This window comes from Janthinobacterium sp. PAMC25594 (assembly GCF_019443505.1).
Lineage (GTDB): Bacteria > Pseudomonadota > Gammaproteobacteria > Burkholderiales > Burkholderiaceae_D > Janthinobacterium.
The window spans coordinates 701,963-723,652 of the sequence record NZ_CP080377.1 but is presented as its reverse complement, the minus strand read 5'-3'; the positions used below and the strand labels follow the sequence as shown (position 1 = coordinate 723,652).

The 21,690-nt window shown below is 63.4% G+C and carries 18 protein-coding genes; 12 read left to right on the top strand and 6 right to left on the bottom strand.

The features are described from left to right. Window positions 1-210: 210 nt before the first annotated feature. Window positions 211-1,398 carry a helix-turn-helix transcriptional regulator gene (locus KY494_RS03260; RefSeq protein WP_219889892.1) on the bottom strand — a complete coding sequence of 396 codons (1,188 nt, stop codon included), beginning with the start codon at window positions 1,396-1,398 and terminating at the stop codon, window positions 211-213. A gap of 24 nt (window positions 1,399-1,422) precedes the next feature. Continuing rightward, a complete protein-coding gene (locus KY494_RS03255; RefSeq protein ID WP_219889891.1) occupies window positions 1,423-1,866 on the bottom strand; it encodes a hypothetical protein in 444 nt (147 codons plus the stop codon). Between the two features lie 301 nt (window positions 1,867-2,167). On the opposite strand from KY494_RS03255, the gene KY494_RS03250 reads away from it, so the two are divergent. The 5 genes from KY494_RS03250 to KY494_RS03230 are packed head-to-tail and all read left to right on the top strand — an operon-like array spanning window position 2,168 to window position 8,596. Then, window positions 2,168-2,851, top strand: coding sequence for a VWA domain-containing protein (locus KY494_RS03250; protein ID WP_219889890.1), 684 nt, complete (start codon window positions 2,168-2,170; stop codon window positions 2,849-2,851). A 14-nt stretch (window positions 2,852-2,865) separates the two neighbouring features. Next, window positions 2,866-3,624, top strand: a complete 759-nt coding sequence (locus KY494_RS03245) for a PP2C family serine/threonine-protein phosphatase (RefSeq protein ID WP_219889889.1) — start codon at window positions 2,866-2,868, stop codon at window positions 3,622-3,624. Beyond that, entirely contained in the window at window positions 3,621-5,963 is a 2,343-nt protein-coding gene (locus tag KY494_RS03240; RefSeq protein WP_219889888.1) for a hypothetical protein, read from the top strand. The genes KY494_RS03245 and KY494_RS03240 overlap by 4 nt, the downstream gene beginning before the upstream one ends. Before the next feature lie 9 nt (window positions 5,964-5,972). Beyond that, window positions 5,973-7,322, top strand: coding sequence for a toxin-antitoxin system YwqK family antitoxin (locus KY494_RS03235; RefSeq protein ID WP_219889887.1), 1,350 nt, complete (start codon window positions 5,973-5,975; stop codon window positions 7,320-7,322). After that, window positions 7,304-8,596: a toxin-antitoxin system YwqK family antitoxin gene (locus tag KY494_RS03230; protein WP_219889886.1), complete on the top strand. Its 1,293-nt coding sequence runs from the start codon at window positions 7,304-7,306 to the stop codon at window positions 8,594-8,596. Before KY494_RS03235 ends, KY494_RS03230 begins: the two co-directional genes overlap by 19 nt. Window positions 8,597-8,672: 76 nt before the next feature. Here KY494_RS03230 and nadB read toward each other — a convergent pair whose 3' ends face one another. Beyond that, window positions 8,673-10,286, bottom strand: coding sequence for an L-aspartate oxidase (gene nadB / locus KY494_RS03225; RefSeq protein WP_219889885.1), 1,614 nt, complete (start codon window positions 10,284-10,286; stop codon window positions 8,673-8,675). A 167-nt stretch (window positions 10,287-10,453) separates the two neighbouring features. On the opposite strand from nadB, the gene KY494_RS03220 reads away from it, so the two are divergent. From KY494_RS03220 to KY494_RS03190, 7 genes are all read left to right on the top strand, one after another. Next, complete coding sequence (locus KY494_RS03220; protein ID WP_219889884.1) at window positions 10,454-11,842, top strand: TIGR03013 family XrtA/PEP-CTERM system glycosyltransferase; 1,389 nt, start codon at window positions 10,454-10,456, stop codon at window positions 11,840-11,842. Beyond that, window positions 11,839-13,890, top strand: a complete 2,052-nt coding sequence (gene prsK, locus KY494_RS03215) for an XrtA/PEP-CTERM system histidine kinase PrsK (RefSeq protein ID WP_219889883.1) — start codon at window positions 11,839-11,841, stop codon at window positions 13,888-13,890. Before KY494_RS03220 ends, prsK begins: the two co-directional genes overlap by 4 nt. A gap of 12 nt (window positions 13,891-13,902) precedes the next feature. After that, window positions 13,903-15,258, top strand: coding sequence for a PEP-CTERM-box response regulator transcription factor (gene prsR, locus KY494_RS03210; RefSeq protein ID WP_219889882.1), 1,356 nt, complete (start codon window positions 13,903-13,905; stop codon window positions 15,256-15,258). Between the two features lie 118 nt (window positions 15,259-15,376). Continuing rightward, the gene (locus tag KY494_RS03205; protein ID WP_219889881.1) at window positions 15,377-16,291 is read left to right on the top strand and encodes a hypothetical protein; all 915 of its coding nucleotides are present in this window, start codon (window positions 15,377-15,379) and stop codon (window positions 16,289-16,291) included. A gap of 208 nt (window positions 16,292-16,499) precedes the next feature. Continuing rightward, the gene (locus KY494_RS03200; RefSeq protein ID WP_219889880.1) at window positions 16,500-17,069 is read left to right on the top strand and encodes a DUF1439 domain-containing protein; all 570 of its coding nucleotides are present in this window, start codon (window positions 16,500-16,502) and stop codon (window positions 17,067-17,069) included. A gap of 182 nt (window positions 17,070-17,251) precedes the next feature. Further along, window positions 17,252-17,485, top strand: a complete 234-nt coding sequence (locus KY494_RS03195; protein WP_219889879.1) for a hypothetical protein — start codon at window positions 17,252-17,254, stop codon at window positions 17,483-17,485. A gap of 155 nt (window positions 17,486-17,640) precedes the next feature. Further along, the gene (locus KY494_RS03190; protein WP_219889878.1) at window positions 17,641-19,686 is read left to right on the top strand and encodes a M13 family metallopeptidase; all 2,046 of its coding nucleotides are present in this window, start codon (window positions 17,641-17,643) and stop codon (window positions 19,684-19,686) included. Between the two features lie 32 nt (window positions 19,687-19,718). Here the strand turns inward: KY494_RS03190 and fdx are convergent, their stop codons facing one another. From fdx to lpxO, 3 genes are all read right to left on the bottom strand, one after another. Continuing rightward, window positions 19,719-20,051 carry an ISC system 2Fe-2S type ferredoxin gene (fdx, locus tag KY494_RS03185; RefSeq protein WP_219137089.1) on the bottom strand — a complete coding sequence of 111 codons (333 nt, stop codon included), beginning with the start codon at window positions 20,049-20,051 and terminating at the stop codon, window positions 19,719-19,721. Between the two features lie 60 nt (window positions 20,052-20,111). Continuing rightward, the gene (locus KY494_RS03180) at window positions 20,112-20,510 is read right to left on the bottom strand and encodes a DUF6331 family protein (RefSeq protein ID WP_219889877.1); all 399 of its coding nucleotides are present in this window, start codon (window positions 20,508-20,510) and stop codon (window positions 20,112-20,114) included. 243 nt (window positions 20,511-20,753) lie between these two features. Beyond that, window positions 20,754-21,653 (bottom strand): lipid A hydroxylase LpxO, encoded by a 900-nt coding sequence (gene lpxO, locus KY494_RS03175; RefSeq protein ID WP_219137087.1) that lies wholly within the window; start codon window positions 21,651-21,653, stop codon window positions 20,754-20,756. Window positions 21,654-21,690 lie beyond the last annotated feature (37 nt).

The window sequence follows — 21,690 nt, the reverse complement described above, 5'->3', positions numbered from 1 at the left end:
AGAATGGAATTTCATGTTAGTAAATATGAATAGTGACGGCATTTATTTTTGTTGTTTTCATGATATGGATCAATCCGGTATTGTTCTCTAATAAGAACAAATGTCGTGAAAATTTTCGTTCCATTTGTTAATGCGAGTTAGATCAGACGCTGATGGTGAAACACGATGTGTTCTTCCAGCAGTAGGCGTTGCCTCTGACTGGCCAATAACTCACATGTTTCTCTTTATGCTGTGAGTGCTAAATGATGCCGTTGATGTGCCCGCATTGTTTCCCGCATCCTGGTGGATCCTGGCGATCAGTTCGCCCTGGCGCGCCGTGCCGGTCTTGTCGTAGATGTGGTGCAGATGCGTCCTGACGGTGTTGATGGAGACGCCCGTATCGGCGGCGATGCGGTCGATGGCGGCGCCTTGCGCCAGCGCCTGGGCCACCAGCGCTTCGGCTTGCGTCAGGTCAAACAACTGTTGCAGCGCAGGGACGGCGATGGCCGGTGCCTGCGGGTCGCGCGCCAGCACCAGGGCGCATGGGCGCTGGGTGGACTGGCCTTGCGGCGGCTGGAAGGGTGCCACCGTCAGGCACAGGTCGGGTGCGCCCGGGCGCGGCAGGCGCACGGCGCTGGCGATGGGCGCGGCGACCCGCTTGCCCTGGCCGGTGCCGATGGCTTGCCGCACGGCTTGCGCCAGTTGCGGCAACGCGCACCAGCGGGAGCTGCCGCCAGCCGGGCAATGCAGGCTGCGTTCCAGGCCGGGACCGAACAGGGCCAGTGCGCTGGCATTCGCGTAGAGCACGTCGAGCCGGCTATCTACCAGCAGCACGGCCGTGTCGAGCGCATCGAGCGCCGCGCGCGTGGTGCGCTCCTGCATGCCGCTGTGCGCCAGGCGGGAGCGGATGCGCAGGGCGCGCTGCAGGTGCGGCAGCAGCGCTTGCAGTTGCGCCTGCACCAGTGGGCTGTCCGCAAACGGCCCCTGCGTGCGCTGGCGGTGCACACCCAGCTGGGCAGATTCCCCGGGCGCCATGGGCAAGATTGCGCAGATGACGTGGTAAAGGTCGTGCGGGCGGCAAAAGTCGGCATAGAATTCCGTGCGCTCGAAATCGCGCGGACGAATGTGCTTCGCGCTGTCGTGTACCTGGCCCACGCCCAGGCGGTATGCCAGTTTCGCCCAGATATCGTGCTGCCAGTAATACGCTTCATACGCGCTGGTAGCCTCCTTGCCGAAGTGGCCTGCAGGATTGAGCAGCTGCGCGCCGCTGTCGCTTTCCAGGATCAGGATGGTTTCACTGGCGCCGCCGCACGCATCGGCCAGGTCGCGACACAGCTGCGGCCACAGCGCATCGTCGAGGGCCGCGTCATACAGGCGGGCGATCAATGCCTGCTGCTGCGCTGTCATCGGCATGTCCATGGCGTCCGCCAGTTCGTGCCACGGTCAGCGGCCTGGAAAGCCCAGCGTGGCCAGATGCTCGCCCTGCGCGCTGCCATCGGCCAACTGGCGTGCCGGCACCACCATCACCAGCTCGCCGCCCACGCTGCCATCGTCGTGATGGTCGATGCGCACTTTCAGCTGGCGGTCCAGCGCGACGAAGGCATTGCGGCCCGTGGCGACGATGCGGTGTTCGGGCTGGTTGCCGATGCGTGCATACATGATGCCGCCGGCGCGGCGCAGCTGCAGGGTGTCGCCATTCGACAGGTCGTAGGCGCCCACGAATTGCTGGAAGTCTTCGCGCAGCATGTGGCGGGGCTGCGCCGGCACGTCGATGCGCAGCGAGTGGCCCGGCACGTCCACGGTCTTATCTTGGGGCAGGTTTTGCGCGCTCGGCGCCAGGCAGGTGACGGACAGGCCCAGCAATGTGCTCAGGATGATGGTTTTCATGATGTCGACCCTCGATGGTTGAGTGCCCCTGGCGCGTGGCCCGGTCGGGCGGGCGTGAGGCTGGAGCCAGTCTAGGCAAGGGTGCTGCGCGGCGCATCATTCATCCGAATGAGATGGGGATTGATATTTTGCGGGGTGCGGCTATCAGGTATAGCCCCAGGGCCATCCGGGCATTCATCAAGTTAGGCCAGATTTTGGCGTCAGGCAAAGTCGACCAAGGATCAGCGCAATCTCGCGCGGCAAGTCGCGGTGCGTGATGTAAGATTCGCATTATGTCCGATTTCACATTTACCGATTGCCCATGAGTTCAATAATGATCCCCGACGTCGCCCTGGTCGACAATACCGAACAACGCACGCCGCTGGTGCTCGTGCTGGACTGTTCCGGCAGCATGGCGGGCGAACCCGTCTCCTTGCTGAACGAAGGGCTGGCCTTGCTGGAACAGGAACTCAAGTCCGACGTGATCGCCGCCAAGCGCGTGCGCATCCTGGTGATTCAATATGGCGCCCACGATGAAGCCGTGGTGGCCAGCAACTGGTGCGACGCCATGGATTTCACGGCGCCCCGCCTTGAGGCGAACGGCACCACGCCGACCGGCGCGGCCGTCGAACTGGCGCTGGCCGAAATCGAGCAGGAAAAGCAGCGTTTCCGCGCTGCTGGCGTGGCGTACACGCGGCCATGGCTGTTTTTGATGTCGGACGGCGAGCCGACGGACCAATGGCAGCACGGCGCCGAACAGGCGCGCGCGGCCGAGCAGGCGAATAAAGTGGCGATCTTCCCCATCGCCGTGGGCGACAACGCGAATATCGATACGCTGGGGCAGTTTTCCAGCCGTGGCGAGCGGGGCGTGAAGCAGCTGAAGGGCTTGCAGTTCCGCGAACTGTTCCTGTGGCTGAGCGCCAGCATGCAGGTGGTGTCGCAGTCGCGTCCCGGCGCGCAGGCGCAGCTGGCTTCGACGGACGGCTGGTCCGTCGTGAGTACGTGAAAGCCCGCTGATCCATGGCGATCGTAAATCAGCAGTGGCGCGTGTTCGGCGCCTCCGTCACGGGCAAGGCGCATCTGGATAAAGCCATCCCTTGCCAGGACGCGCACGCGCATGCCGTCGTGAACGACGTGCTGGTGGCCATCGTCTGCGATGGCGCCGGTTCGGCCAGACTCAGCGAACAGGGCGCGCAGTTTGTCGCAGCGCAAACCGTGCAAGCGCTGGCCGGGCGGCTGGAGCAGGGCGCCACCGTGCAGGATTTGCATGACGGCGCGCTGGCGGGCACCCTGGCGCAGATCCGCGCCGCGCTCGACGACATCGCCCACGCCGCCAACGCCACCCTCGATGACTACGCCAGCACGGTCGTCGGCGTGGTCATGGGGCAAGATGCCGGCTTCTTCTTCCACCTGGGCGATGGCCTGGGCGTGGCGCAGCTGAGTGACGGCGGCGAACTGATCTCGCTGCCCGCGAATGGCGAATATGCCAACGAAACATATTTCATCAGCGGCGAGCGCTGGCGCGAACAGTTGCGCCTGTTGCCGATTCCCCCGTTCGTGCGCGGCGTCGTGCTGATGTCGGACGGCTGCATGCCCTTTGCCATGAGCAAGAACAATGGTTCGCTGTATGCGCCGTTCATGGATGCCGTGCAAGGCTATCTGCGCACGGTCGACAGCGTTGAACTGGGCAATGCGGCGTTGGCGTCCACGCTGGCCGACCCGCGCACGCACCAGATCACGGGCGACGACAAGACCCTGCTGCTTGCCTTGCGCGCATGAGCCAGAAGCAGGGCGTCACGCCCGGTCTGAGTCCGGGCGGCAAGATCTGGCTGGATAAAGTCCGAACGCTGGTGCTGGGCAAACTGATTAAAAGCGGTGGCGCGGGCAGCGTGTATCTGCTGCCCGGCGCGCCCGCGCAGGTCGCCAAGCTGTACCACCCGCACCTGGACCGGGCCGCCAACCGGCGCAAGCTCGAAGCGATGCTGGAATTGTCGCCCGAGCTGCCCGACCAGCTGGAAAACGGCAAGCGCTACGTGCAGATCGCGTGGCCGCAAGCGGCCGTGTTCGACGGGCAGGGCGGCTTTGCCGGTTTCGTCATGCCCTTGCTGGACATGGCGCAAACGGCCGAGCTGGAACAGATCATGCAGGAGCGGCAAGCGCGCGCGGCCGGCCTGCCCACGGGACTCGGTCCCAAGCTGACCCTGGCCGCCAACCTGGCCGCCGTCATCGACGCGCTGCACCAGCAGCAGCATTACGTGGTCGATTTAAAGCCCGTGAACCTGCGCTTTTACCGCGATTCGCTGTACATCGCCATGCTCGATTGCGACGGTTTCAGCATCCAGGGCCATGCGGAGCGTTTTCCGGCGGAGCAATTCACGGCCGACTACCTTGCGCCGGAATTCCAGCGCAAGGGCATGCCGGCGGGCACGGAAATGGCGCAAGACCGCTTCGCCCTGGCCGTCATCATCTTCCAGTTGCTCAACTTCGGCATCCACCCGTACAGCGGGCGACCCGGCAATGCGCAAGTGGCGACCGATATTCCCGGGCGCATCCGCGACGGCTGCTATGCGTATGGCGTCAAACGCCACAAGCAGCTGGCGCCGAATGCCACCAGCGGCCATGCGCTGATGCCGCCCGAACTGCGCGCCATGTTCGACCGCGCGTTTTCCCAGTCGCCACAATCCCAGCGGCCGTCGGCGGCGGACTGGGCGCAATTGCTGCGCGGCTATGCGCAGCGCAGCGGCGGCAAGTTGACCATTTGCGCCGTGAATCCCGAACACCAGCATTTTGCGGGCCACGGTTGCGCCGCTTGCGCGCGCGACAAGGTCATCGTCGCGGCCGGGCAGGCGTCCGTGCAAGCGCAGCAGATGCAACTGCAACAGCCATCGTTGCCGCAGCCGCGCAGCGCGCGCGGCGCGCACCATACGGCGCCGGGCCAGGCGCCGGTCTTCATCCCCGTGGCGGGCAGCGGCGGCATGACGGGCAAGGGCTGGGCCGTCGTGGTGCTGCTGATCGTGCTGTTCCTGATCGGCTTTACGGCCTGGACCTCGTCGCCCGATGAAGCCAAGGCCAAGGCCACCTTGCAGGCGCAAGCCGAGCAGGCGGCTGGCCTGGAAGTATTTGGCTGGCGCCCGCGCAAGACAGCCAGTTTCCAGCCGTCCGATGCGCGCAAGGCAGTGCACAGCCTGTCGCAAGCGGTCGGCAAGGGCGACGACGACGCCGTCACGCGCGGCTTGCAGCTGCTGTACCGGGCCGGCGAGGACAAGTCTTCGGGCTACCGCGGCGACCCGACGCGCGCGCGCCTGCGTACCACCTTGATGGAAGGCCTGGGCGCGATGCCTGGCTACTCCCCCGAATTGGCGTACACCTATCTTGACCAGTTGCAAGCCGATCCGCGCGACTATCTGGCGGCGGCGGCCATGGGCCGCATGCACCTGAGCCTGAACGAACCGCAGGCGGCGCGCCAGTATTTCGAGCAAGCCGTGTGGGCCCGCCCCACCGATGGCGTTGCCTGGCTGGGCATCGCGGCCACGGCCCTGCTGCGCGGCGGCGACGAGCGCGATGCCGTCAACATGGTGGCGCTGGCGCAGCTGACGGCTTACCGGTATGCCGTGCAGAACGCCTTGCCGACGGAACCGGGCGAAGCGGCCGACAATGGCGTCGCCCGCACGATGCAGCGCATGGACCTGAACGCCAAGGTGCTGCGCCTGGCTCAGGGGTGGGATTACCAGAAGCGCTGGGACAAGGCGCTGGCCGATGGCGCGCTGCTGGCGACCAAACTCAAGGCCTTGCCGCCCTTGCGCGACCAGGTGGCCGGCGTGCAGCGCGAGACGATGACAACGGTGACGTATGGCGTGCTTGATGAAAAACATGCAACGGGTGAAAACCGCTTGACCCTGACCATTGCCGCCGACGGCACCCTCAGCTATGCGGCGGCCGAGTTGCCGATGGAACCCATGCTCAACAAGGTGCTGCTCGACAGCGTGAAGCGCTGGACCTACTTGCCGGCCGTGCAGCACGGTCAATTGCGGGATGCTAAGGTGGTGGTGTTGGTGCGCTACCGCAACGGCCGGGTCAGCTTCGTGCCGGCCGGTGTGGCCGCAACGACGGAAAATTAAAGGAATAGCATGAAAATCAAGACGATATGCGCCTTGCTGGGCGCCTCCTTGCTGTACTCAGGCATGGCGCAGGCGGACATCGTGCAGCGCCATGTGCTGGCAAGCATGGCCAGCGAACCCGACAGCGAAGGCGGCGACGTGTTCACGATTGCGGGCACGACGGCCTGCGGCGGCAAGCAGATCCGCATGGATGCGCGTTCAGTGAACCTGGAAGAGGCGCCGTACGAGGCGCTGAAAGCCGAGCTGGCCCGGCGTATCCGCGACAAGACGCCCATGCTCGTCACCCTGAAAAAATGCCCGGAAGGCGGGAGCGTCCCCATCGTGCGCGAGATCGCCGCCTGCACGCCAGCCGCCTGCGCCGATGGCCGGGCGCGCCTGTACCTGCACGAACGTTTCTACCCCACCGAGCAGGAAAACGCACCGAATGTGCTGCTGTTACCCTTGCCGAAAGGCAAACTGCCAGGTACGTGGAAGGTGGACATTTATAGCGTGGCCGGGCACAAACTGCGCCTGTCGGGCCAGGTCAGCAAGGCCGATTATGCATCCGGCGAGCTGGTGGGCGGCTTTGTCACATATTACCCGAACGGCAAGATCGAGAAACAGGTGGCGCAGGACGGGCAGGGCTGGCAGGAGGGCGTCACCAGCCTTTATCGTGCCGATGGCAGGCTGGAATCGCGTGGCAGCTGGCGCCATGGCTTGCCGGAAGGCACGCATGAGCAATATCACGCCACGGGCAAGCTGCGCGAGACGAGCAGCTACCGCAACGGCAAGCGCGTCGACGGTCCCGTGCAGACGTTTGATGAAAATGGCAAGCTGAGCACCAGCTACACTTTGCGCGGTGGACAGATGGAAGGCGAGATGCTCACGTACTTCCCTGATGGAAAAATCTCCAGCCGCGCGGAAATGCAGAATGGCAAGTTCAATGGCTTGACGACGAATTACTACCCCGACGGCGCCGTGCGGGCCAGGATGACGCAGGTCAACGATTTACCCACGGGCGAGGCGTTGGAATTCTATCCTGACGGCAAGGTGCAAAGCCGCCAGCAGTATGGCGACAAGGGCGGGCTGCTCAGCGTGCAGCGCTACAGCCCGCAGGACGTGCTGGTGCTGGAAAGACGCTGGGATGCGCAACTGCGCGAGCAAGGCACGTCGCGCTCGTGGTACGAAAGCGGCAAGCCCGAGCATTCTATTGACTACGTGAACGACCAGCGCGACGGCTGGCGCCGCAGCTGGCGCGAGGACGGCAGCTTGCTAAGCGAATGCCGGTATGTGGCCGGCAAGGCCCAGGGCGACTGCGGCGAAGCACCGCCAGCGCGGGAACTGTTGCGCAAGGAGCAAGCATGGCGCGCCTTGAATTGAATTGTCTGCTGGCGGCTTTGCTCTTGTGGCCGGCGCTGGCCAGCGCCGAGATTGAGCAGCGGCAAGTAGTCACCGAGATCAAGGCGACGCCCGACGGCGATGTGCTGACCCTCGCCAGCGACAGCGGCTGCGGCGGCAGGCAGGTGCTGATGAATGCCGTTTCCGTGCGCCTGGATGAAGATCAATATGTTGCCATGAAGCAGCAATTGACCAAATTGATACGCGACAGGACGCCCTTGCTGATGCGTATCACATCCTGTCCCGCGCCAGGCGGTGCTGGCGCGCTCAGCATGCCCGAAGTTGGCAAGCTGGGCGGCTGCGAGCCGCAAGCCTGTGCCGATGGCAAGGCGCGCTTGTACCTGAACCACAATCTGACGCGCGGCGAAGTCAAGGAACAGGCGCGCTATGCACTCGTGCTGCCACTGCCGCCCGGCAAGACACCGGGCACCTGGCAAGTCGAGATCTATCATGTGCGGGAAGGCGCACCGAAGCGGCTGATCGGCCAGGTCAACGCTCCCGATTATTTGCGCGGCAAGCTGGTGGGCAACTACAGCATGTATTACCCGCACGGACAGGTCGAGATGCAGGTGGCGCGCGAGGGGCGCAGCGTGCAGGAGGGGGAGGAGCAGTCTTCTCACCAGAGTGGCAAGCTGATCGAGTCGCGCACCTATCGTAACGGCACCCGCGCCGATGGCCTGGTGGAAACGTTCGACCAGGACGGCAAGCTGCGCACGCGCATGACCCAGATCAAGGGCCAGACGGAAGGCGAGCTGCTGCTGTTCTATCCGGATGGCACCGTGGAAAGCCGCAGCCTGTATGTGAACGGCGTCCAGACGGGGCCGGGCACCGGTTATTTCCCGGATGGCAAGGTGCAGCGCACAACGAACTACGTTGACGGCAAGCCTGCGGGCGACAGCGTCGAATATTATCCGGACGGCAAGGTGGCAGCCAAGCGCACGCACAGCGGCCACTTTGTATTGCGCAGCGAACAGCGCTTCAGCCGCACCGGCGTCTTGCTCGTGCACAAGCAATGGAACGCGGGCGGGCGCGAGGAGGGCACATTGCGTTCCTGGTATGCCGATGGCAAGCCGAGGCAGCTGATCGAATATGTCGATGGCGAGCGCCAGGGCTGGACGCGGCACTGGCGCGCCGATGGCAACCTGGAAAGCGAGTGCCGCTATGTGGCGGACGAGCCGCAGGGCAAGTGCGCCGGAGATTCAGCCAAGATGTCGTACACGGAGGATGGGATTGAGTTTGAGATGCCGGAGTTATAACCCAAAGCAAGGACTGGGGTCAGACCCTCAGGGTCTGACCCCGGCCTTTGCCGGGGTTCCATTGGGTCTGGCAAGGCTAGCGATGCGGCGGCGTCAGCACACTCGCTATCGCCTTCGGCAAGGTCTCCGGATAATCGCGGCTGAAGTGCAGGCCGCGGCTTTCGCGGCGGGAGAGGGCGCTGTTGACGATCATCGAGGCCACGTCGACCAGATTGCGCAATTCCAGTAAATCGTGCGTGATGCGGAAGTTGCGGTAGTACTCGTCGATTTCTTCCTTCAGCAGGGCGATGCGGTGCTGGGCACGTTCCAAACGCTTGGTCGTGCGCACGATGCCCACGTAATTCCACATGAAGCGGCGCAGTTCGTCCCAATTGTGGGAAATCACCACCTCTTCATCCGCATCCGTGACGCGGCTTTCATCCCAGTCGGGCAAATACGGCGTGCCCAGCTTTTCCTTGCTTTCGATATCTTGCGCGCAGGCGCGGCCGATGACGATGCATTCCAGCAAGGAGTTCGATGCCAGGCGGTTCGCGCCATGCAGACCCGTGCACGCCGTCTCGCCCACGGCATACAGGCCCGGCAAGTCGGCGCGGCCCGCCAAATCCGTGACCACGCCGCCACACGTGTAGTGGGCGGCGGGCACGATGGGGATAGGCTGCTTGGTGATGTCGATGCCCAGTTCCAGGCAGCGCGCATAGATGGTGGGGAAGTGTTCGATGAGGAAGGCGGCCGGCTTGTGGCTGATGTCCAGGTGCACGTAGTCGAGGCCGCGCTTCTTGATCTCGAAGTCGATGGCGCGCGCCACCACGTCGCGTGGCGCCAGTTCGGCCCGCTCATCGTGGGCCAGCATGAAGCGCGTGCCGGCCGCCGCGCCCGCTTCAGGCGGCAGTTTCAGCAATCCTCCTTCGCCACGGATGGCTTCGGTGATCAAAAACGATTTCGCGTACGGGTGATACAGGCAAGTCGGGTGGAACTGGATGAATTCCATGTTCGACACGCGGCAGCCGGCGCGCCAGGCCATGGCGATGCCGTCGCCGCTGGCAGTGTCGGGATTCGTTGTATATAAATACACTTTGCCGGCGCCGCCCGTGGCCAGCACGGTGTGCTCGGCGGCAAAGGTGTGCACCTTGCCTGTTTGCTCATCCTGCACGTACAGGCCGTGGCAATGCGGTTGCGCGTTGCGCTGGGTGGGCTTCATGCCCAGCTTGTCGGAGGTGATCAGGTCGATCGCGCAATGGTGTTCGAACAGGCTGATGTTCGGGTGCGAGCGCACTTTTTCTTCCAGGGTCACTTGCACGGCATGGCCCGTGGCGTCGGCCGCGTGGATGATGCGGCGCTGGCTGTGGCCGCCTTCGCGTGTCAAATGGAAACCCAGCTCGGCCGAGGCGTCGCGCGTAAATGGCACGCCTTGCTCGATCAGCCATTCGATCGCTTCGCGGCCGTGCTCGACGATGTAGCGCGTGGCGCTCTCGTCGCACAGGCCGCCGCCCGCGATCAGGGTGTCTTCGATGTGCTGCTGGTGGCTGTCGCCCGAGTCCAGCACGGCTGCGATCCCGCCCTGCGCCCAGTTGCTGGCGCCATCGAGCAGCGCGCGTTTGGAAATGATCGCGACAGTGCGCGTCTCAGCTAAATGCAGTGCAACCGATAAACCCGCCAGGCCACTGCCGACAATCGCTACATCAAATTTCATGACATTCATCTCTTTTAGGGGAAGCATACTATATGCCATTTCCCCTCATTCGGTAATGTGTTGAGATAAATTCTGCAAGCGAAAGATAGCTGGGGCCGTAGCTTGTGGCGCATCAATGTCTTCGCGGAACAGTTCGCCATCATGGCAAGACAGCCGCAGGAGGAACCATGATCCGCATCTTCAGCCATTATGTCTCGAAAACAGCGTTTATCCTGCTGTTGCTGGAAATCCTGATCTTGCTGCTGTCGGCCACCCTGACTTCGATGCTGTGGCTGGCGGACGGCAGCCGCGTGCTGCGCGTGGGCGAGATTTACCTGTCGTCCACGATCTTTGCGCTGGTCATCGTGCTGAGCATGAGCGCGCTGGGCATGTACCAGCACCGCTCGCGCGAAGACATCCGCAACACCTTATTACGCATCCTGCCGTCGTTCGCGCTGGGCTTTGCCGTGCTCAGCGTGCTGATACGCTTCATACCGTCGCTGCAGTTCGGGCGCGGCAGCGTGCTGATCTTCGGGCTGGGCGCCATCGGCGTGCTGCTGGCGCGCCTGGTGGTGTTCAAATCCTCGCAATCGGCGCTGATGGAAGGGCGGCTGATCCTGGTGGGCGGCGGGGCGCTGGCGCGCGAGTGCATGGACTTGGCAGCGAGCAAGATCGGTTTCCATCAGTTTACCGTCGTCGGCTGCATCGATGTGGCGGGAGAGCAACGCTGCGTGCCGGCCTCGGCCTTGCTGCCGGCCGAACCGTCACTGCTGGCCATGGCCCAGCGCCATGCGGCGCATGAGATCGTCGTCTCCGTCAGCGACCGGCGCAATGGCGCGTTTCCCGCCAAGCAACTATTGGAATGCGCGCTGGGCGGCGTCAAGGTGATCGACGCGGCCACGTTTTTCGAGCGCGAAGCGTGCCAGATCCGCATCGATTCATTGCAACCGAGCTATCTGATCTATGGCGGCGGCTTCGACCAGAGTTTTTTCCGCGCCGCCTCGAAGCGGCTGTTCGACCTGGCCGCCAGCAGCGTCATCTGCCTGGCGGCGCTGCCCGTGATGCTGGTGACGGCGATCTGCATCCGCCTGGAAGACGGCGGCCCCGTGTTTTACCAGCAGGAGCGGGTAGGGCGCGACGGCTTGCCCTTCAATGTGCTGAAATTTCGCAGCATGCGCCGCGATGCGGAGCGCGACGGCAAGCCCATCTGGGCGCTGACCAACGATGCGCGCATCACGCGCGTGGGTAATGTCATTCGCAAGCTGCGCATCGACGAGTTGCCGCAGATGCTCAATGTGTTTCGCGGCGAAATGAGTTTTGTGGGGCCCCGTCCCGAGCGCGCCTATTTTGTCGAGCAGTTGAAGGAACAGGTGCCGTACTACAACATCCGTCACAATATCAAGCCGGGCATCACGGGCCTGGCGCAAGTGCGCTACCAGTATGGCGCCTCCGTCGACGATGCCGTCAAGAAGCTGCAATACGATTTGTATTATGTAAAAAATAACAGCCTGTTCCTCGACTTGCTGATCTTGCTCGACACGGTACAGGTGGTGCTGTTTGGCAAGGGCAGCCGATGATACGGGCGCAATCGGACTGGCTGGCGGCGGCCGACGCGGCGGCGCTCAGCCATGGCCTGGCGTCGCTGGCCTTCTTCGTGCTGGCGCTGCTACTGATCAGCAACTGGCGCGCGCGGCAAAATGTGCGCGCCTTGCTGGTGGCTTGCCTGGCGACGGGCGGCTGGGCCACGGGCACGGTGGTGCTGGTGCTACTGAGGCAGCGCATCGCGCTGGCCGGCGATGCGCTGGAATTGCTGCGCACCCTGGCCTGGCTGGTGTTTTTGCTGCTGCTGATCGAACCGTCGCGGCCCCGCTTGCGCCTGGTGCTGGCCGGGATCGTCCTCACGGCGCTGGCGCCAGCGTTGTCCGCGCTGGCCTCGTCGTGGCTGGCGCTGCCTTTGCCGGCGCGCATTATCGCCAGCGTCAGCCGTTTGCTGCTGGCCGTGCTGGGCATGTTGCTGGTGGAACAGTGGTATCGCAACACGCCGCCCCTGAAACGCTGGGGCATCAAGTTCGCCTGCCTGGGCGTGGGCGGCCTGTTTGCCTACGACTTTTATCTGTACAGCGACGCCTTGCTGTTTCGCGCGATCAACGATGACATCTGGGCCGCGCGCGGCATCGTCGATGCCCTGTGCGCGCCGCTGCTGGCCGTCTCGGCCGCGCGCAATCCGGGCTGGGCGCTGGGCCTGTCCGTCTCGCGCCAGATGCTGTACCGCTCGGCCGCCTTGCTGGGCTCGGCCATCTACCTGCTGGCCATGGCGGCCAGCGCCTATTATCTGCGCTATTTCGGCGGCACCTGGGGCTCCTTGATGCAGATGGCCTACCTGGGCGGGGCGGCCCTGCTGCTGGCGGGCGTGCTGTTTTCCGGCAGCCTGCGCGCCAAGCTCAAGGTCACCATCAATAAACATTTTTACAATGCCATCTTCGATTACCGCGAAGAATGGCTGAGATTTACACGCGCCTTGTCCGAAGATGGCCCGGCCTTGGGCGAGCGCACGATACAGGCCATGGCGCAACTGGTGGAAAGCCGCGCCGGCGCGCTGTGGATCTTGCGCGAGCAGGGGCAGTTTGCCCCGGTTGCCAGCTGGAACTGGCCGCCGAGCACGTGGAGCGAACCGGCGTCCGGCCCCCTGTGCCAATTCCTGGAGGCAAGACTATGGGTGATCGACGTGCCCGACTGCCAGCGCAACCCGCTCCAGTACGGCGGCTTGCAGTTGCCGCCCGCACTGCTGGCGCTGCCCGATGTGTGGCTGCTGGTGCCGCTGATGCTGCATGGCCAGCTGTTCGCCTTTGTCGCGCTGGCGCGGCCCCGCACGCGTATCGGCCTGAACTGGGAAATCCGCGATGTGCTGAAAATTGCCGGCAGCCAGGCCGCCAGCTACCTGGCGCACCGCGAATCGCTCGATACGCTCACGGTGGCGCGCCAGTTCGACTCGTTCAACCGCATGTCCACCTTCATCGTGCACGACTTGAAAAACCTGGTGTTTCAATTGTCGCTGCTACTGAGCAATGCGGAAAAGCACCGCGCCAATCCCGCGTTTCAGGAAGACATGCTGGGCACCCTCGATCATTCCGTGCAGAAAATGAAGACCTTGCTGCAGAAACTGGCGCGCGGCGAGGCGCCGGAAGCACCGGCGCCGCTGCTGCTCGATAACTTGCTGCGCCAGGCCGTGGCGGCCAAGGCCAGCCTGGCGCCGGCACCCCGGCTGGAAATCGTCGATGGCGAGCTGACCGTGCTGGCCAACCGCGCGCGGCTGGAACGGGTACTGGGCCACTTGATCCAGAACGCCATCGAGGCCACGGCCAGCGATGGCACGGTGGACGTGCGGCTGCGGCGCGAGCATCGCATGGCCGTGGTCGAGCTCGACGATACGGGGCAGGGCATGAGCGAGCAATTCATCCGCGAGCGCCTGTTCAAGCCGTTCGACACGACCAAGACGGCGGGCATGGGCATCGGCGTGTTCGAAAGCCGCGAATACCTGCGCGAAGTGGGCGGCAGCCTGGAAGTGCGCAGCGAACCGCAAGTGGGCACGACGTTCCGCGTGATCCTGCCGCTGCACGCGGCCTAGCAAAGGAGTGCCATGGGCAAACAGAAACTGCTGGTCATCGAAGACGATCCCGGCCTGCAAAAGCAGCTGCACTGGAGTTTCGACGGCTATGAAGTCTTGCTGGCTGGCGAGCGCGAGGCGGCGCTGGCGCTGGTGCGGCGCCATCAGCCGGCCGTGGTGACGATGGACCTGGGCTTGCCGCCCGACCCGGACGGCGCCACGGAAGGCCTGGCCACGCTGCAGCAAATCCTCGCGCTGGCGCCGGACACGAAGGTCATCATTCTGTCGGGCAACCAGGAGCGCGCGCATGCCTTAAAGGCCATCGCGCTGGGCGCCTACGATTTCCACCAGAAACCGTTCGAGGCCGACATGCTGGGCCTGGTCATCGCCCGCGCGTTTTACTTGCACGCGATGCAGCAGGAAAACCGCCGCATGCTGCAGACGCAGGCCGATTCGCCGCTGGCGGGCATCGTCAGCCGCGACCCCGGCATGCTGAAACTGTGCCGCAGCGTGGAAAAAGTGGCGCCGTCGTCGGCCAGCGTGATGCTGCTGGGCGATTCGGGCAGCGGCAAGGAATTGATCGCGCGGGGCTTGCATGCGCTGTCGAGCCGCCACGCGCAGCGCTTCGTCGCCATCAATTGCGCGGCGATTCCCGAAAACCTGCTGGAAAGCGAGCTCTTCGGCTATGAGCGAGGGGCGTTCACGGGCGCGGCGCGGCAAACCCTGGGCAAGATCGAGCTGGCCCACGGCGGCACCTTCTTTCTCGACGAGGTCGGCGACATGCCGATGGCCTTGCAGGCGAAACTGCTGCGCTTCTTGCAGGAGAGGGTGATCGAAAGGGTGGGCGGGCGCGCCGAGATCGCCGTCGACGTGCGCATCGTCTGCGCCACGCACCAGGATCTGAAGGTGCTGGCGGAACAGGGGCGCTTCCGCGAAGACCTGTTTTACCGGCTCAGCGAAATCGTCTTGCGCATTCCGCCGCTGCGCGAGCGGGCCGGCGATGCGGCCTTGCTGGCCCACCATTTCAAGAACAAGTTCTGTGCCAGAGAAGGACGCAGCAACCTGCATTTCAGCGCCGGTGCGCTGCAGCTGATCGAAAGCTATGGCTGGCCCGGCAATGTACGCGAGGTGGAAAACTGCATCAAGCGCGCCGTCATCATGAGCGACGGGCCGCAGATCGCCGCCGACGACCTGGGTTTGCCCGCTAGCGCCCAGGCGGCGCCCGTGGACGAGGCCATCAACCTGCGCCAGGCCCGCGACGCGGCCGAATACAAGGTGATGGTGCGCGCGCTGGCGCGGGCCGACGGCAATATCGCCAAGGCGGCCGAACTGCTGGGCGTGAGCCGGCCCACCCTGTACGACTTGATGAACCACCACGGCATCAAGTAGGCAGGTACATAAGTGAGTGTATTAAAAATTAATATTGTGTATGGCGTCGCACATACGCGGCGGCGCCGGCGCGGCATGCTTCCCTCTGCAACTTAATCAAGTCAACAGGGAGAATTCCATGCAAGCTACACAACTGTCCGCGTCGGACCTGAACAATCCGGGCGTGTCCTGGGGCGCCGTGCTGGCGGGCGCCGCCGCGGCCGCCGCCTTGTCCTTTATCCTGCTGATCCTCGGCGTGGGCCTGGGCCTGTCTTCCGTGTCGCCGTGGTCGTTCAACGCGACGGCCATCGGCGTATCGACCATCGCCTGGCTGGCCTTCATGCAGCTGGCCGCGTCCGGCATCGGCGGCTATATGGCGGGCCGGCTGCGCGTGAAATGGAGTTCCATCCACACGGATGAGGTGCATTTCCGCGATACGGCGCACGGCTTGCTGGCCTGGGCCGTGGCTACCCTGATCACCGTGGCCGTGCTGGCCGGCGGCACGCGCGCCGTGCTCAGCGGCGCCATCGATGCGGGCAGCGGCGTGGCGGCGGCAGTATCCCCGGCCGCAGCGGCTGGCGCCAAGGCGGGCGAGGGCGGCGGCAGCGTCAATCCGCTCGATTATTTCTCGGACATGCTGCTGCGCGCCGCGCCCGCTGCCGCCACCGGCACGCCAGCGATGGCGAACCCCGGCGTGACGCTCGCCGACCAGCGCGTGGAAATCGGCAAGATCGTCGCCACGGGCCTGTCCACGGGCAGCCTGGCCGCCGATGACCGCGCCTACCTGGGCCAGGTCGTGGCCAGCCGCACGGGCTTGACGCAGGCTGAAGCGGAAGCGCGGGTCGACGCCGTCTACGGTCGCGCCGCCAAGGCCGCCGCCGATGCCAAGGCGAAAGCACAGCAAGCGGCCGACACGGCGCGCAAGGCCGGCGCCCACACGGCCCTGTGGATGTTCGTCGCCTTGCTGCTCGGTGCTTTCGTGGCCAGCCTGGCCGCAACGTTCGGCGGCCGCCAGCGCGACCACGAGCGCGTGCTGCGCCACGTCACCATCTGAACCCCCACCATAAAATCAAGGAGTCTGCCATGCGTTCCATCCTCTTGCTGCTTCTGGGCATCCCATTGCCCATCGTCATACTGATCGCCCTGTTCGTCCGCTGACAAGGTAAACACAGGAACCGGCGCCCGCTGCAAGGTGGGCGCCGGTTTTTGCGTGAAAGCGGCCGCATGTGTAAGATGGCGCCATCTTTCTACCGAGACTATCCATGAATGTGACCGCCATCCGTCCCTTGCTGAAAACCGCCGCCATCGCCGCCTTGGCCTGCACCATGCTGGCCGCGTGTTCCACCCTGATCGGCCCGCGCGACGTGAACGTGTCGCTGAGCAAGATGCAGCAAGGCCTGGAGCGCCGCTTTCCCATCGACAAGCGCGTGCTGTCCGTGCTGGACGTCAAGCTGACGCATCCGCAACTGTCCTTGCAGCCCGAGCGCGAAAGAGTCGCCCTCAGCGTGGACGCCAGCGTCCTGCCGCCGTTCATCCGCCAGAGCTGGCGCGGCAGCCTGGCCATGTCGGGCCGCCTCGTGCTCGACGCCCGGCGCAATGCCGTGTACCTGAGCGAAGCGAGCGTGGACAAGGTCACCATCGACGGCATGGACGAGTCGCAGCAGCGCCAGTTCGCCAAGGTGGCCAGCCTGGTGGCCGACCAGCTCATGCATGAAACACCGATCTACACCTTCAAGCCCGACGAATTGCGCTATGCGGGCGTGCAATTCGTGCCGACGCAGATCAGGACCACGGGCAACGGGCTGACGGTGACGTTCGAGCCGGTGAAGTAGGGGCAGGCTCTGTCATCGCCGTACAGAGCAACCTCCGTGAACTCCCTGCGACAAGCATCGATATTTATTGCTCTATAGTAATATTTATTCTGTATCCGCTGGATGCCGAACACAAGGCGGCCGCCACCGCGTTTGTCGACAACAAGGGTCCCAATCCGTTTGCGGGCTTGTCGCGCGAGCAATTGTCCGCCATCACGAATGATGACAGTGGGACCTTTACCATCAACGAGCGCCGCGCCGCCTTTACGCAGGCTTACGATGAAGAGCAGGCCTGGCGCAGCCAGGTCGTGGCGCAAGCGATGGCGGAATACAATACCACCGGCAAGATGACCAATTTCTTCAAATTTCAATCACGCGGCCGGCAATGGCGGGCCTACGCCGGGTTCGCTTGCGGACATGCTGAAAAATCAGGATAAAAAAGGCCTGGATCTGTTTGATCTGCTGATCCGCTGATCGCTGGGATTGTTCAACTGTCATTGTTGCTCGCTGGAAGGCCGACTATAATCCTGCCTCCCATGCCTGGACACAGCATGTTCTCCAACATGAAGTTAAAACAATTAAAGGAATCTTCGTGAAACGTTCACTCATCAGCGCCGCCTGTTGCGCCTTGCTCGCCTTATCTTCGCCGTCGCTGTACGCCCAAGCCAGCAATGCTGCCGCGCCCGTCTCCGGCATCGACCTGAAAACCCTGGACCCGGCAGTCAGTCCCCGCGATGATTTCTACGGCTACGTCAACGGCGTCTGGACCCGCAATACGGACATTCCGGCCGACAAATCCGTCTGGGGCACGTATATCGAATTGCGCGAAATCGCCCAAGGTCAACTGCGCGGCCTGATCGACGCCACCGTCAAGAACCCCGGCAAGCCCGGCAGCGAAGCGCACAAGATCGCCGACCTGTATACGAGTTTCATGAATGACAAGGCGCGCGATGCGGCTGGCTTCAAGCCCCTGAAGGCCGAACTGGCCCGCGTCGCCAGCTTGAAAGACAAGCAAGACTTGCCGGCGCTGCTGGCCTACCTGCAAGGCAATGGCGTTGCGACGCCGTTTTCCGCCTATGTGGCGCCCGATGCGCAAGACCCCGAACGCTACACGGTCAACATCAGCCAGTCGGGCCTCGGCTTGCCTGACCGCGATTATTATCTGAAGGACGACGACGCCAAGCTGCAAGCCGTGCGCGCCAAGTACCTCAAACATATCAAAACCATGCTGGCCATGAGCGGCGACCAGGCCGCCGCCGACCACGCGGCGCAGATCCTCGACCTCGAAACGCGTTTGGCGGCCGTGCAGTGGACGCGCGTGCAGATGCGCGACCCCGTCAAGTCGTATAACCGCGTCGATTTCAACAAATTCAGCGCACTGGCGCCGGCCTTCGACTGGAACGCGTATTTCGCCGCCGCCGGCCTGGCGAAAAAGGAAACCTCGGCCGTCGTACGCCAGCCCAGCTTCATGACCGGCTTTTCCGAGACCTTGGCCGCCGTGCCGCTGGCATCGTGGAAGAGCTACCTGAACTGGCGCATCATCGAAAGCTATGCTTCCTACCTGGACAGCGCCACGGTCAAGGAGCGCTTCGCCTTCGACGGCACGGTGCTGCGCGGCGTGCCGCAAAGCGAACCGCAGTGGCAGCTGGCGCTGCGCTTCACGGATAACGCCATCAGCGACGCCGTCGGCAAGCGCTACGTGGCCATGTATCTGCCGCCGGAAACGAAGCCGCGCGTGATGGCAATGTTCGACAATTTCGTCGCCTCGTTCAAGGAGGGCATCGAGCAGCTCGACTGGATGGGCCCGGAAACCAAGAAGGAAGCCCAGCTCAAGCTGGCCGCCCTGAAGCCGAAGATCGCCTACCCCGATACCTGGCGCGACTACAGCAGCATGCAGACGCGGCCGAACGACCTGATCGCCAACGTGCGCGCCGCGCGCGCGTGGAGCCGCCAGCAAAACCTGGCCAAACTGGGCAAACCGGTCGACCGCGACGAATGGTCGATGACGCCGCAAACCGTCAACGCCAGCTACAGCCCGGCCCTGAATGCCATCACGATCCCGGCGGCCATCTTGCAACCGCCATTTTTCAACGTGAAAGCGGAAGACGCCGTCAATTACGGCTTGCTCGGCATCACCTTCGGCCATGAAATCAGCCATGCCTTCGACGATTCGGGTAGTCAATATGATGCCAAGGGCCGCTTGCGCAACTGGTGGACGGCAGAGGACCGTACGGCCTTCAAGGCGCTGGCAGCCGGGCTGGTCAAGCAATATGGCGCCTACAGCCCTGTGCCGGGCTATCACATCAATGGCGAGCTGACCCTGGGTGAGAACATCGGCGACAATTCCGGCCTGTCGATCACCTACAAGGCGTACCAGCGTTCCTTGAACGGCAAGCCGTCGCCAGTCATCGATGGCTTGACGGGCGAACAGCGCCTGTACATCGGCTTTGCGCAGAAATGGCGCGCGAAACTGCGTCCCGAAGCGGCCATCGCGCAGATCAAGAGCGACCCGCATTCGCCGGGAGAATTCCGCGCCAAGGGCACGGTCAAAAACCAGCCCGGCTTCTATGAAGCGTTCGGCATCAAGCCGGGCGACCCGATGTATCTGCCACCCGAGCAGCGCGTGATCATGTGGTAAGCCCGTAGGGCAGTCGCGCACCGCGCCGGGCACTATTCCTTGGCGTGGTTGAGGGTGTACCTGGGCAGTTCGACCGTCAGGTCTTCCTGCGCCAGGCGGGCCTGGCAAGACAGGCGCGAGTGGGGCTGCAAGCCCCAGGCCTGGTCGAGCATGTCTTCCTCATTGTCGCCCAACTCATTGAGCGTATCAAAACCCCGCACCACGACCACGTGGCAGGTGGAACAGGCGCCCACCTGGCCGCAGGCGTGTTCCATGTCAATGTTGTTGAGCAGTAATGCATCGCAGATGCTCATTTTCTCGGGCGCGTCGAACACGGCGCCGTCGGGGGCCAGCTCGGGATGGGGCAGGACGGTGATGGTGGGCATACGGGATTCTCCTTGAGTTCCTTGAATACCGTTACCTTGGACCTTCCCGCCTTGGCAAGGTCAAGTCCCTGCGCAATCCTGCGCGGTGATGCAATCGTCGAGATGATCGAGCAATTGCAAAAACACGCGTTTATCGGCCACGTGATTCATCGTGGCACTCGTCAAGACATCGCTGGTCGCCGCCGTCACGGCGGCCTTGGCCCCCATGCAGGCGGCATGCATGTGCGCGCGATCCAGTTCCAGCAGCGCCGTCGCTATGCCTTCGCGCGTGAAGTCGTAGGCATCCATGCCGCAGCAGCCGGCCACGCAATGGGTTTCCAGGCGGCAGATCAGCGGCCATAGCCCATCCAGCATGGCATCAATGTCGATCGCCTGGGTATAGCGGCCGTCAAGATCGATGAATTCGATCCAGGCGTCGTCGCCGATCTGGATAGCGTACTGGCGGTCGCGTTCGGTCATTTTTTAAAATTCTCCTGGTCAGTGGCATCGCAATATAAAAAAACCGCCCGAAGGCGGTTTGATCGAACAGGCAAGGGCGGTTGCGAAGTAGGTCGTAATAAATTATTGTGATTTCTGACCTCCATAACCGGCACTCTGCGGTGTTGCCCGCTGCTAGCAGTGCTCGCACTGCGTCGCAGCGGGCGCCTTGCAGAGCATCCGGTTCTGTTCGTCATAACTTCACAATAATTTCCCACGACCTACTTAGATGAAGTAGATCAGCGCGATCACGCCCACCACGAGGGCCACGCGGGTGAGCTGGTAGGCCGTCTTGTTCCACGCCTTGAAGCGGCGGCGGTACTGGCCCATGGTCCAGGAAATCTGGAACAGTTTACTCACGCCACCCACCTGGTCGCCCAGTTCGTTGGGCGAGGCGGCGGCCGTCATCAGGGTGCGGCCCAGCCAGCGGTTCAATCCTTGCGCCCAGCGGTAGCGCATCGGGCGTTCGATGTCGCAGAACAGGATGATGCGGTCGCTGTCGGCATCGTTGCGGGCCCAGTGGATATACGTTTCATCGAACATCACGGCCTGGCCGTCGCGCCAGCTGTGGCGTTCGCCATCGACGTCGATGAAGCAGCGGTCGTCGTTCGGCGTCTGCAAGCCCAGGTGGTAGCGCAGGGAACCGGCGAACGGGTCGCGGTGCGGGTTGAGCTTGCCGCCTTGCGGCAGTTCCGCGAACATGGCAGCCTTGATCGAGGGAATCGATTGCAGCAGCGCATAGGTTTGCGGACACATTTGCTGCGCCGACGGGTGGTTCGCGTCATACCATTTCAGGTAGAAACGCTTCCAGCCATACTTGAAGAAGGAGTTGAAACCCACGTCATTGTTCTTTTCGGCCGCCTTGATCTTTTTCATTTCCTGCATGCGCAGCGCTTCATCGCGGATGATTTGCCAGTTCTGCTGCAGCGGTGCCAGTTCCGGAAATTGATCGACGGAAAGATATGGCGTGGCCGGCACCTTGGAAAAGGTGTGCATGAACAGGTTCAGCGGCGCCATGAACGAGGAGTGATCGAAGATCTGGCGGCGGAACGGCAGGCGCACCTTGCCCCGAAAATGAATATGTAAAACAGAAAACACAAAAATGCCCAGCAAGGCCCACTTCATACACAACCTCGTTTTTTAAGAATGGAGCAATTATAAC